The sequence below is a fragment of the Streptomyces sp. NPDC058662 genome (assembly GCF_042716255.1).
Classification (GTDB): Bacteria; Actinomycetota; Actinomycetes; order Streptomycetales; family Streptomycetaceae; genus Streptomyces.
Map to the genome: position 1 here is coordinate 1 of NZ_JBHXRU010000032.1, position 10,030 is coordinate 10,030.

A 10,030-nucleotide genomic window follows, 5' to 3' on the forward strand; every position below is an offset into this window, starting at 1 on the left:
GCTCGTACTGGACGTACCGCCGTGGTCCGCCAACGCCGCGAGGTGCCGTGCCGGGCGCCGCGACCCGGTGAACCTTTCCGGCCACGGCACTAGAGCACCGTCCCGGCCGCCGTCACCAGGGTGACCGCGGCCATCGCCGCCTGGGTGTCCCGGATCGCCGTGCGGACCCGCTCCGACGCCCAGTGGCCGGCGGCCGTCTCCGCCAGTCTCGGTGCGACCTGCCGGGCGGGTAGGTCGGGGAAGGCGAGCCCGTGCAGGCGGGCGGAGTGGATCAGGGCGATCAGGCCCGCCGTGCGCGTGTCCGGCTCGGCCCCGTCCAGGACGACGGCGGCCAGTCGCGCGCGCAGGGCGCCCTCGTACGAACCGTCCGTCCCGGGCCGCCGCCCGACCGGCGCCGCCCCCGGCGCCCGGTGCTGCTCCCCGGCGACCAGGCCGCGCCCCCGCAGACTGTCGAACGCGGCGCCCAGGGACGGCGTCCGGTCCTTCGTCAACCAGTCGGTGACCCGGCGCTTGTCGCGGCCCCGCAGCCACGCCTCGATCAGCCGGACGCGCCCGTCGAGCAGCGGATCGCCGGTGGGGGTGGTACCGGCCGGAGCCAGGTACTGGCCCGTCACCGCCACCCGTTCGGCCAGGACCAGTTCGAGCAGCAGGCCCCCGGCCACGGCCCAACTGACCGACTGCCGCTCCCGGACCGCCCCCGACGCGCCGTCCAGGGACAGCAGCATGATCTCCTCGGCCAGCGTGATCCTCATGAGCGGTACCCCCGTAGCTCGTGCGCCTCGCACAGGAGGACGCGCCGGATCCACGGAAAGTTCCGCAACCCGCCCGCGCCCCTTACGCCGAGCTCCGCTCCGGCCCGGTGTCCGGGCCCCGCGCCGGCCCTACCTCCGCGCCCCCACCCCCGGCGCGAAGTTCCCCTCGCCCAGGTCCTCGGCCAGCAGCCGCTTCGCGATGGCGTCGGCCGCGGCCCGCAGTTCGGCGCTCCGCGGCCGCCCGCGGTCCTTCTCCAGTCGGCTCCCGAGCCAGTCCGCCCACGCCGCCGAGATGACGGCGGCCTCCCGCTGCCCGCCCGCGGTGAGCGCGAAGAAGTCTCCCTCGCGGCTGAGATACCCCTCCTCGACCATCCGGTCGAAGGCCGGGAGCAGCACCTCGGGCGGCAGGTGGCGGCGCCCCGCGATGAGTCCCAGACTGGCGTGTCCGACGGTCCGGGTCATCAGTTCCACCTGCATCACCGTCCACGCGCCGGCCATGTCCAGCCGGGTGTCGGAGCCCTCGACGATGGCCCGCGCCTCCTGCGCCCCCATGGTCCGTACGAGCTTGCCGACCGCCAGCTCCAGCAGCTTGGCGGAGTTGCCCGATGCCGTGGCCGGCGACGCGAAGCCGTCGCCCATGTCCGTCGAGCCCGCCCGGGCGCTGTCGCGGAGCTTGACCTGCTTGAGGAAGAGCGCGACCACGAAGCCGAACACCGCGACCGGCACGGTCCACAGGAACACCGTCTGCAAGGCCTCCGCGTACGCCGCGATCACGGGCTCGGCCTGCGCCGGGTCCAGCCCGTGCACGCCCTCGGGGCTGGACGCCGCCGCGCCCAGGACGGCCGGATCGGCCCCGGTGGCCCGGGCCGCCTCGGCCACCGCCGCCTCCAGGCCGGGCCCCAGGCTGTTGGCGTAGATGGTGCCGAACACGGCGGTCCCGAAGGCGCTGCCGAGCGTACGGAAGAAGGTGACGCCGGAGGTCGCCGTGCCGAGGTCGGCGTAGTCCACGGTGTTCTGCACGGCGATGGTCAGCACCTGCATGCACAGGCCGATGCCGGTGCCCAGCACGAACATGTAGAGCGATTCCAGCCAGGTACTGGTGCCGGGCCCCATCAGCGAGAGCAGGTACAGGCCGAGGCCCATCACCGCGCAGCCCACGATGGGGAAGATCCGGTAGCGGCCGGTCCTGCTGGTGGCGTTGCCGCTGAAGACCGAGGCGATCAGCAGGCCGACGACCATCGGCAGGGTCCGCACCCCCGACACGGTCGCCGAGTCCCCGTCCACGTACTGGAGGTAGGTCGGCAGGAAGGTCATCGCTCCGAGCATCGCGAAGCCGACGACGAAGCTCAGGACGGAGCAGACCGAGAAGACCGGGTTGCGGAACAGCCGCATCGGGAGCATCGGTTCGGCGGCCCTGACCTCGGCGAGGCAGAACAGCGCCAGGGCCAGGACCCCGACCGCGAACAGGCCGATGATCACCGGCGAGGTCCAGGCGTACTCGTTGCCGCCCCAGCTCGTGGCCAGGATCAGGGCGCTCGCCCCGACCGATACCAGCGCGATGCCGAGATAGTCGATCACGGTCCTGCCCGCGGCCCGGACCGAGGGGATGGTGCGCGCGGCCGCGACCACGACCAGGATGGCGATGGGCACATTGACGTAGAAGCACCAGCGCCAGCTCAGGGAATCGGTGAACAGCCCGCCCAGGAGCGGTCCGATGACGGTGGCGACGCCGAAGACGGCGCCGATCGCGCCCTGGTACTTGCCCCGTTCGCGCAGCGGCACCACATCGGCGATGAGCGCCATCGCGGTGACCATCAGACCGCCCGCGCCGATGCCCTGGACTCCCCGCCACAGGATGAGGAGGGTCATGTTGCTCGCGAAACCGCACAGGAACGATCCGCTGATGAAGATGACCGCCGAGATCTGGAAGATGACCTTCCGGCCGAAGACATCGCCGAACTTACCGACCAGCACCGTCGCCACGGTCTCCGCGAGCAGGTACGCGGTCACCACCCAGGACATGTGGTCGCCGCCGCCGAGGTCGGCCACGATCGTGGGCAGGGCGGTGCCCACGATGGTCTGGTCGAGGGCGGCCAGCAGCACGCCCAGCATGATCGTTCCGAAGATGACGTTGCGCCGCCGACGGTCGAGCACGGGCGGCGCCGGCGCCGTGGCGGGGGCAGTGGTCACACCTGGCACTCTCACAGCGCCCCCGACCGGTCGCATGCCCGCCGGGCCCGTACGGGTGACCTCGCCCGATCCGCTCCGCGGCGGGTCGGGAGGGTCCCGGATCAGCGCAGGTAGCCCAGGCCCGGATGGACCGCCGCGTACCCGTCGAGCAGGCGCCGGGCCACCCCCACCGAGTCCACCAGGGGGTGCAGCGCGAAGGCCTTCACGGCGTCCGCCCGCGAACCGCTCGCCGAGGCGGCCAGGATTTCGCGCTCCACGGCCTTGACCGCCGTCACCAGCCCCACCGCGTGCAGCGGCAGCGGGGCCGCGCCGAGCGGATGGGCGCCGTTCGCGTCGACCAGGCAGGGGACCTCGATGACCGCCTCGCAATCCATGACGGACAGGGTGGAGCGGTTGCGGACGTTGAGGATCAATGTGGCCCGCTCGTCCCGGGCGATGGCCCGCATCAGGGCGAGCGCGACCTTCTCGTAGCCGCCCGACTCCAGGTCGCCCTCCTCGCGCCCGCCGGCGCCGGCGGCCTCGCGGTTCTCCGCCATGTACGTGGCCTCGCGCTCGGCCCGGGTGCGGTCCCAGGCGGCCAGGGCCGCGCCGGGCGGCTGCCCGGGCCGGCCCGCCTCGGCGTAGAAGCCGCGCTGCTGATCCCGCAGGAAGGCGCCCCGGGTCCGCTCCGCCTCCTGGTACGCCCGGACCGTGTCGCGGTTGAAGTAGTAGTAGTGCAGGTACTCGTTCGGGATCGCGCCGAGGGAGCGCAGCCACTCGGCTCCGAAGAGCCGGCCCTCCTCGAAGGACTCCAGCGCCGCCGTGTCGGCCAGCAGCCGGGGCAGTTCGTCGCGGCCGCCGATGCGCACGCCGCGGACCCAGCCCAGGTGGTTGAGGCCCACGTAGTCGATCCAGGCCTCCCCGGGCCGGGCTCCCAGCAGCCGGGCCAGGCGCCGCCCGAGCCCCACGGGTGAGTCGCAGATGCCGATCACCCGGTCCCCCAGCACCTCGGCCATGGCCTCCGTGACGAGCCCGGCCGGGTTGGTGAAGTTGATGACCCACGCGTCCGGCGCGATCCGGGCGATACGCGCCGCGACCTCGCGGGCCACGGGCACGGTCCGCAGGCCGTACGCGATACCGCCCGCGCCCACCGTCTCCTGCCCCAGCACGCCTTCGGCCAGGGCCACCCGCTCGTCCGCGGCGCGGCCGTCCAGGCCGCCGACGCGGATGGCGGAGAAGACGAAATCGGCGCCGCGCAGGGCTTCGTCGAGGTCCCCGGTGGCCGTGACGACCGGGGCGTCCGGCACGGCCGCCGCGGCCGCCTGGTCCGCGAGCACCCGGGCCATGGCGGTGAGCCGTCCGGCGTCCTCGTCGTAGAGCGTCACCCGGGAGACCCGGCCCTCGGCGTGGTCGCCGAGCAGGGCTCCGTACACGAGCGGCACCCGGAAGCCGCCCCCGCCGAGGATCGTCAGCCGCACGCCCTACCGCCTCTCACCAGTGCCGCACCACGCCGCGGTGCGGGTGCGCGCCGCTCCGGCGGCCGCGGAGTGCCGCGCCCACGCGCCGCGTGCCACGATCCGTGACATCCACGGCCCGTGACGCGCTCCGTGACAGCCGCGCTCCGCCGCACCCGGCGGCGCTCCCGCCGCATCCGCGGCTCGGAGGACCAGTGTCCCCCGTCCGGTCAGTCGCCGAGCGACGGCACGGCGCGCAGTCGGGCGCCGTGCTGCTGCACGCCCCCGCCGCCCCGGACGGGCCCCACCGGGCCGCCCTGTGACGCGGTGAGGATCAGCGTGATCCGGGTCAGTCCCATCGCGTCGAGCATCCGACTGCTTTCAGCCACCATCCGGCAGCGCGTCTGCCCCCACCGCGCGTCGGGGTGGCGCACCGTGCGCACCGCCCCGTCCCGTTCGGCGGCCTCGGCCCCGTGGGTGCTCAGCCAGTGCGGGACCCCGTACCGGTAGGCGGCCTCCATGAACGGGTCGCGGGCCACCTCCTGGCGGATGCTGCGCAGCCCCTCGTCGTCCGGGGCCCCGGCCAGCGCGGTCGCGAACTGCGCCAGCAGGGGTACACACCAGGCCGGTTCGTGGTCCTCCAGCACGCCGGCCGCGTCCGGGTGGAACAGCACGAAGCGCAGGAAGTTGTCGTCCGGCAGGGCCGTCGGGTGCGGCCGTACGGACAGGAAGAGCTGGTCGAAGGCCGAATTGGTGAGCGCGACGTCCCAGCGGTGGTCCACCAGGAAGCTCGGGTAGGGCGTGGACTCCATGAGGGCCGCGTAGTCGCACAGGTAGTCGCGCTGCGCGGGGTCCGCGGGCAGGCGGCTCTCCTCGGCCGCGCGCCACGTGGGCGGCGGGTCGCGGTCGACCATGATGCGGAACAGCCAGCAGCACTGGCGTTCGCTCATCTCCAACGCCTCTGCCAGGGCGAGCAGTTTGCGGTCCGTCCACTCCTTGACCAGGCCGCGCTCCCAGTTTCCGTACGCGCGCACGCTGATGCGCAGCCGTGCGGCCAGGTCCTCCTGGCTCAGGCCCAGTTCCTCGCGGCGCTGGCGCAAAATCTCCTTGCGTCGTTCCGACCGCACGACACCGCGTGCGGGTTCTTCGCCCGCCAGGCGGTCCTCACCGGCTCGGGCGAGGCCATCGGACGGGCCCACCGCTGCGAGATGTGGCACCGAGAGCTCCCCCTCCTCACGGTCTGGATCTTCAATTTCCGTGTGGCGATCCTGCTACCGACATCATTCGAGTGTCAACTATTGTGGCAATTCCGGCCTGTTGACAGCTCATTCCCGCCACAGCTGTGGCACGTTCTAGCCCTTCGGGTGGAGAACGGCTAGATTCCAGAAGCCGACCACGTGCTCGTACCGACCTCGCGCGATCTAGGAGAACCACTGGTGACAGACGGCTTCCCGGCTCCCGTCGCGGTGGCCCACGCACCCCTGGCCGCCACCGTCGCACGAGTCGCCGAACTCGCGGGCAAGATGGGCCGCGATCCGAACCAGGTCTTCGACCTGCGGCGGCTGTCCGAGGCGTCCGGCGTGCCCACGGACGTGGTCCGGACCCTGCTCGACGGCAGGCAGGCGGGCGAACCGGACCTGCAGACCCGCTTCCTCCAGCGCCTCGACCTGCTCCGGCGCACGCGGGTCAAACCCAACGGACGCCGCTACACGCAGCAGGAGATCGCGGACGGCGCCGGAATGTCCCGGCAGCAGGCCGGGGCCCTGATCAACGGCGACCGCAGGCCCACCATGGAGCACTGCGACGCGATCCAGCGCTTCTTCGGCGTCCACGCGGGATTCCTCACCGCCAACGACGCGGACGCCCTCACCGACGCCCTGCAGCGGACCGAGCAGCAGCTGCTCCAGGACTTCGCCGGGCGCGCGCGGGAGACCGTACCCGCCCCGGCCGCTTCGGCGGGCGATCCGCTGGCAAGACTCCTCCAGAACCACGGCGTGCGGGGCATCGCCTGGCGCGCCGCCCAACTCCCCAGCGACAAGCACCGGGACAAGGTGACCGAATGGCTCGACATGCTCCTCGAAAGCGTTAAACCGAACGAATCCTGACCCAGTCGAAAGTCTGGGTCTGTTCCTTGAGTCTGATCCGGATCCGCGCCGACGGGGAGAACGGTGAGCATAGGCAGAGAGCAGCGGCGGTTGTGCGGGGAGCTGGTGGCCGGCATCCGGCTGACCGCCCCCGTGGCGCCCGTGGACCTCTACGCCGCCCTCTGCGACGGCATGAGCAGGCACCGGGGCCGCCCCGTGGAGTTCCGGATGGCCTCGTTCCCGCCGGGGACGGCCAGCGGGCTGTGGCTCGACATGGCGGACCGCGACCTCGTGGTCATCGAGGACCGCACCGCGCCCGACCACCAGCTGGTGATCCTGGGACACGAGCTGTGGCACATGAAGGCCGGGCACTGCAGCCACCACGTCGACGGCGCCGCCGTCGCTGCCCGGCTGCTGACCGACCAGGCCGACCTCGGGGAGACGGTCCGCCGGGTCGCCGCGCGCACCCGCGCCGACGTACAGGAGGAGACCGAGGCGGAGACCTTCGGCCTGCTGCTCGGCAGCAGGTGCCGGAACTGGCTGGCCGGATCGTCGAGCCACCGCGCCCCGGCGCAGCGCGACCAGTTGGCGGGCCGGATCGAGGCCTCGCTCGGATACCGGGGGCACAGGACCGACCGTTGAACGGCAAGGACTACTACATTCCGGCAGCGGCGATGGCCGTCTCCCTGGCCTTCAAACTGCCCGCGCTGCGCACCAACTGGCGCGATCCGCTGCTGCGTTCGGTGTGCGCGCTGCTGGCCCTGGCCGGCGCGGTCTTCGCCTTCGCCGCCCCGCCCACCATCCTCGCGGTCAACCGCTGGACCGGCGTCGCCAACTTCTCGGCGCCCCTCGTGTACTGCCTGATCACCGCCTTCAGCGCCTCCTGCCTGGTCCTGGTCGTCAACTGGCGCGGAGGTCCGCCCGAACGCACCCGGCGCGTCTCCCGGCGCTGGATCCTGGGCTACAGCGCGGTGATCGCGGCGCTGATCGTGCTGTTCCTGCTGGGCGACGCCCCCGTGGAGCGGCTGCGGGACTTCGACACCTACTACGCGAACACCCCGTACATGCGCCAGATGATCGCCCTCTACCTGGGCGCGCACCACGTGGCCGCCGTCGTGATGGTGGCGATGTGCTGGCGCTGGTCGCTCCAGGTGCGCGGCTGGCTCCGGGTCGGCCTGGTGATCATCGTGTCCGGCTACGTGTTCAACCTGAGCTACGACGCCACCAAGATCTCGGCGGTCGTCGCGCGCTGGCTGGGCCACGACCTCGACGCCCTGAGCACCTCCGTCGCCCCGCCGCTCGCCGCCGTGGGAGCGCTGATCAGCGCGATGGGGTTCGTCGTCCCGCTCGTCTGCCAGCGGCTGTCGGACAACTGGCACATCTGGGGGACGTACCGCCGGCTGGGCACCCTCTGGCAGGAGGTGCGGACCGCCGTGCCCGGGTCCGCCGCCGGTGTCCGCATGTCCTGGTGGTCGGCCGCCGAGCTGCGGGTGATCCAGCGGGAGTCGGACATCCACGACGGATTCCTGCACCTGCGCCCGTACTTCGACCGCAGCCGCCACGACGACGCCCGAGCCCGTGCCGTCGCATCGGGGGACGACGAGGACACCGCCCGGGCGGTCGCCGACGCGGCCATGGTCGTGGCCGCCGTACGGGCCCGCTCCGCCGACCCCGAGGGCAAGGCCATCGGGGACGGCGAGGACGGCCCGGACGGCACGCCCGCCCCCGCCGACTGGCCGCGCGACCTGCTGCGGATCTCGCACGCCCTGCGGCACTCGCCGGTGGTCCAGGCGGACCGCCGGCGGGCGGCGGCCCCGGCGGGCCCCCGCCGGTAGGCGGCTCCTACGGGCCCGCCGGTAGGCGGCTCAGCGGGCGGCCGCCGACACCGCGAGCCGCGGGAAGAGGTCCTGGAACGGTCCGGCGGAGTCGGTCCCGTCCCGCCCGTAGGGCGCGTCGAAGCTCCACACCATGAACAGCAGGAAGACGATCAGCGCACTGAACAGCCCGGCCAGCAGCAGCTCCCGCCCGGACTTGCGGATCTGCAGGGTGAAGATCAGCCCGACCGTGACCACCCCGCCGACCAGCAGCCCGAACCACACCACGCCGGGCAGCGTGGACTCGTCGCTCTGGGTCCGCGAGTGGCGGGCGTCGTCCGCGGCCGCGATGTGGTCCAGCAGCGGCTGGTAGGCCTGCGCCTGGAGCTCGGTCGCCGGGCTCTGGTGGGTGACGTCGCTGCGCAGCTTGCCGAGCAGCTGGGCGCCCTCGGCCGAGGCGGTCTCGCCGGAGGTCAGCCGGGGCCAGTCGACGGCGACGGTGTGCGACACGTACGCGTCCACCTCGCCACGGATCCGGTCCCGCACGGGTGCCGGGTAGACGTCGGCGCGCTGGGTGACCTCGTACAGCGCCTGCGCCTCGCGGCGCACGCTGTCCTCGGCCGCGCCGCGGGCCTCCCAGACCCCGGCGATGGCCAGGCCGAGCACGATCGCGTAGACCACGCCCACCATCATCGTCATGTACTCGATGACGTCGGGGGTTTCGCTGGTGTCCTCGTCATCGGCGGCCCGGCGGTGCCGGATCGTGGTGATGGTGAGGACGACGGCGCAGACGAGCGCCATGGCGATGGCCAGGACCAGCCATTCGGACACGTGGATTCTCCCGGTGTGGATCGTGCGGAGCGTAGGGATCGTGCGGAGGGTGCGGATCGCGCGGCGGGTGCGTCCCGGTCGGCGCCCGCCGGGCGGGCGGGCGGGGCGGCCGTCAGCCGCGGCCCTTCGAGCGGGGGCGCAGGGCGGCCGCCGCGAGGACGGCCGGGGTGGTGACGACGACCATCAGCATCACGGTGGACAGGCCGTCCGGGCCGCGCCGCTCCAGAGCCACCGCGCGGTACGGGCGCACCCTGAAGGCGCTGGCGCGCGCGAGCGCGGCCGCCGGGCGCGGCGGTGCGGGTTCTTGTGGGTGGGCCGCGTCCGGGGCGGGCGGCTTCGGGTCCTCGGTCGCGACGGCCGGGGCGGGCGCCCGGGGGGCGGGCGGGTCCGGCGACCGGGGCGGGGCGTGGACCGGCGCGAGCGGCGGTACCGAGATCCGCCCCGGGTGCCGCACGGTGGGCCGGTTCGCCCCGGGCACGGTCGCCCGTACGGAGGGCCTCCCCGAGGGCGCCGGGGGACGGGCCGTGGGCGGCCCGGCGGCCGGCCGGCCCGGGCCCCCGCCCGGGACGCAGACGTCGACCCGGGCACCGTCGCCCGCGACCGCCACATGGCCGTGCAGCGGGCAGAGCACCGCCACCAGGCCCGCCCCGGCGAAGTACTGCCAAGCGGTCACCGCGCGTCCTCCCGATTCCGCAGCACTTGTAAGGGTTACGGCTGAAGAAACGATCACGAGGCGGGTTCGACACGCGGCAGACAGGTCAAGATCCTGGAGCAGGGGCCTTTTCCGGCCACCGGCCGCAGGGGCAGGGGCAGGCGGGAACGGCGGAGGGGGGGGGCCCCCCCGCGGGGGCGCCCCCCCCGGGGGGGCCGGGGTCGGGTCGGCCGGGGGGGTACCCCCCCTCGCGCGCCGGTGGGCAAACCGGGAA

Annotated in this window: 9 protein-coding genes; 3 read left to right on the top strand and 6 right to left on the bottom strand. The window is 73.5% G+C overall.

The window, feature by feature from the left end:
- Window positions 1-89 precede the first annotated feature (89 nt).
- The 4 genes from ACFWUQ_RS14310 to ACFWUQ_RS14325 form a co-directional block, all read right to left on the bottom strand.
- Window positions 90-752 (bottom strand): GPP34 family phosphoprotein, encoded by a 663-nt coding sequence (locus ACFWUQ_RS14310; RefSeq protein ID WP_384537472.1) that lies wholly within the window; start codon window positions 750-752, stop codon window positions 90-92.
- Between the two features lie 129 nt (window positions 753-881).
- Window positions 882-2,978: an MDR family MFS transporter gene (locus ACFWUQ_RS14315; RefSeq protein WP_384537475.1), complete on the bottom strand. Its 2,097-nt coding sequence runs from the start codon at window positions 2,976-2,978 to the stop codon at window positions 882-884.
- A gap of 65 nt (window positions 2,979-3,043) precedes the next feature.
- Window positions 3,044-4,399 carry a 6-phospho-beta-glucosidase gene (locus ACFWUQ_RS14320; RefSeq protein ID WP_384537477.1) on the bottom strand — a complete coding sequence of 452 codons (1,356 nt, stop codon included), beginning with the start codon at window positions 4,397-4,399 and terminating at the stop codon, window positions 3,044-3,046.
- Window positions 4,400-4,605: 206 nt separating this feature from the next.
- Window positions 4,606-5,475, bottom strand: a complete 870-nt coding sequence (locus ACFWUQ_RS14325) for a helix-turn-helix domain-containing protein (RefSeq protein ID WP_384537480.1) — start codon at window positions 5,473-5,475, stop codon at window positions 4,606-4,608.
- 336 nt (window positions 5,476-5,811) lie between these two features.
- Here ACFWUQ_RS14325 and ACFWUQ_RS14330 point away from each other — a divergent pair, with 336 nt between their 5' ends.
- From ACFWUQ_RS14330 to ACFWUQ_RS14340, 3 genes are all read left to right on the top strand, one after another.
- Entirely contained in the window at window positions 5,812-6,480 is a 669-nt protein-coding gene (locus ACFWUQ_RS14330) for a helix-turn-helix domain-containing protein (RefSeq protein ID WP_384537483.1), read from the top strand.
- 63 nt (window positions 6,481-6,543) lie between these two features.
- Complete coding sequence (locus ACFWUQ_RS14335) at window positions 6,544-7,101, top strand: toxin-antitoxin system, toxin component (RefSeq protein ID WP_384537485.1); 558 nt, start codon at window positions 6,544-6,546, stop codon at window positions 7,099-7,101.
- Complete coding sequence (locus tag ACFWUQ_RS14340; protein ID WP_384537487.1) at window positions 7,098-8,294, top strand: MAB_1171c family putative transporter; 1,197 nt, start codon at window positions 7,098-7,100, stop codon at window positions 8,292-8,294. The genes ACFWUQ_RS14335 and ACFWUQ_RS14340 overlap by 4 nt, the downstream gene beginning before the upstream one ends.
- A gap of 30 nt (window positions 8,295-8,324) precedes the next feature.
- Here the strand turns inward: ACFWUQ_RS14340 and ACFWUQ_RS14345 are convergent, their stop codons facing one another.
- Entirely contained in the window at window positions 8,325-9,104 is a 780-nt protein-coding gene (locus ACFWUQ_RS14345; RefSeq protein WP_384537489.1) for a hypothetical protein, read from the bottom strand.
- 112 nt (window positions 9,105-9,216) lie between these two features.
- Entirely contained in the window at window positions 9,217-9,777 is a 561-nt protein-coding gene (locus ACFWUQ_RS14350; protein ID WP_384537491.1) for a hypothetical protein, read from the bottom strand.
- Between the last annotated feature and the right edge of the window lie 253 nt (window positions 9,778-10,030).

Excerpts from the sequence above, each read along its gene's own strand:
- ACFWUQ_RS14310 (WP_384537472.1), bottom strand. The coding sequence starts at position 752 with ATGAGGATCACGCTGGCCGAGGAGATCATGCTGCTGTCCCTGGACGGC.
- ACFWUQ_RS14315 (WP_384537475.1), bottom strand. The coding sequence starts at position 2,978 with ATGCGACCGGTCGGGGGCGCTGTGAGAGTGCCAGGTGTGACCACTGCC.